General features: G+C 63.3%; 3 protein-coding genes. All 3 read right to left on the reverse strand.

Annotation, left to right across the window (positions count from 1 at the left end):
• On the reverse strand, positions 1–132 hold a 132-nt coding region (gene leuD / locus GX108_08260; protein NLO57014.1), incomplete at its 3' end, for a 3-isopropylmalate dehydratase small subunit.
• Between the two features lies 1 nt (position 133).
• Positions 134–1,399 carry a 3-isopropylmalate dehydratase large subunit gene (locus GX108_08265; protein NLO57015.1) on the reverse strand — a complete coding sequence of 422 codons (1,266 nt, stop codon included), beginning with the start codon at positions 1,397–1,399 and terminating at the stop codon, positions 134–136.
• Positions 1,353–1,550 (reverse strand): hypothetical protein (locus GX108_08270; protein ID NLO57016.1); only part of this gene is annotated, 198 nt, incomplete at its 5' end. The genes GX108_08270 and GX108_08265, both read right to left, overlap by 47 nt.

Here is a 1,550-nt window from a genome sequence, read left to right on the forward strand (position 1 = left end):
AAAGGCGGGATCCAGGCCCTCCATGCAGTGTTCACCGAGTCTCTCCGGGTCCGAAGTGACGAGGTAGCGGGCGGGGATTATCACGTCCGTATCCACGTCATCCCCGAAAACCCAGGCCTTTCCCCTGATTATCCTAGTCATTGGGAAGCACCTCCGAAGGATCGGCCACACGGCCGGCCACGGCGCTCGACGCGGCGACGAGAGGCCCGGAAAGTACGACCTCGCTGTCGGGATGCCCCATGCGGCCGACAAAGTTCCTGTTGCTGGTGGATACGCAGCGCTCACCCTTGGCCAGGATGCCCATGTGCCCCCCCAGGCAGGGTCCGCAGGTCGGCGTGCAGACCACGGTGCCGGCCTCGATAAAGATATCGATGAAGCCCAGGCGCAGCGCGTCGGCGAAGATTTCCCTTGAAGCCGGGATCACGATGCAGCGCACCGAGGGGTGAACCTTCCGCCCCCGCAGGACACGGGCGGCCTGCTCGAGGTCGGAGAGGCGGCCGTTGGTGCAGGATCCTATGAACACCTGGTCCACCGGCATCAGCCCTGCCTCCAGGGCGGGACGGACGTTGGCCGGTGAATGGGGGAGCGCCACAAGGGGGGTCATGCCTGAAACCTCTACGACCACTTCCTTCTCGTAACGGGCTCCCTTTTCCGGATGGGCGGGTTCGAAGGTCCTTGCGGCCCGGGGTGCCAACCAGTCGAGGGTTGTCCTATCGGTAGCGAACAGCCCTGCCTTTGCCCCCGTCTCCACGGCCATGTTGGCGATGGTGAAACGGTCATCCATAGGCAGGCGGGCCGTCACCTCTCCGCAGAATTCCAGGGCCCTGTACCTGGCGCCCTGGACGCCGATCAAGGAAAGAACCGCCAGGATGAGGTCCTTACCCCCGATGTTTTTCGGCTTCTCCCCCTCGAAACGGACCTTGATCGTGGTGGGCACCCTCAGCCAGGTTTCGCCAAGGGCCCAAACGGCCGCAAGATCGGTGCTGCCCACTCCCGTGGCGAAGGCGCCGAGAGCCCCGCCGGTGCAGGTGTGACTGTCGGCCCCCAGGATGATCTCTCCCGGCAGGATGTGTCCCTGTTCCGGCAGGAAGGCATGTTCAATACCCACCCTTCCCTGCTCCCAGTAGAGCATGCCCTGTTCAAGGGCGAATTCCCGGGCTTCCTTTGCCTGCTCGGCGGCGGCTATATCCTTGTTGGGCGTGAAATGATCGGGCAGCACGGCGCATCGCGCAGGATCGAAGACTTTCTCCGCCCCCATTTCCCGGAAAGAGCGGATCGCCGGGGATGCCGTAATATCGTTCGCGAAAGCGAAATCCACCCGGGCGCGGCAAAGGGCTCCTTCTTCAGGGATCTCAGCAGACTTTTTCGATAGTATGGCCTGGACCAAGGTCTTTGCCATCGATGGTTACTCCTTTCGCCGCCGCCACCTGGTACAGGCGGTTGATTGCGTTGACATAGGCCTTGATGCTGGCTTCGATCACGTCGGTGCTCGCCCCGCGGCCCTGGGCCGATATTTCCCCCAGGGCCAGGGTGATATGTGCCTCGCCGAC

Source organism: Thermovirga sp. (assembly GCA_012523215.1).
Lineage (GTDB): Bacteria > Synergistota > Synergistia > Synergistales > Thermovirgaceae > 58-81.

Coding starts and splice junctions, on each gene's coding strand:
- GX108_08265 (NLO57015.1), bottom strand. CDS start 1,399: ATGGCAAAGACCTTGGTCCAGGCCATACTATCGAAAAAGTCTGCTGAG.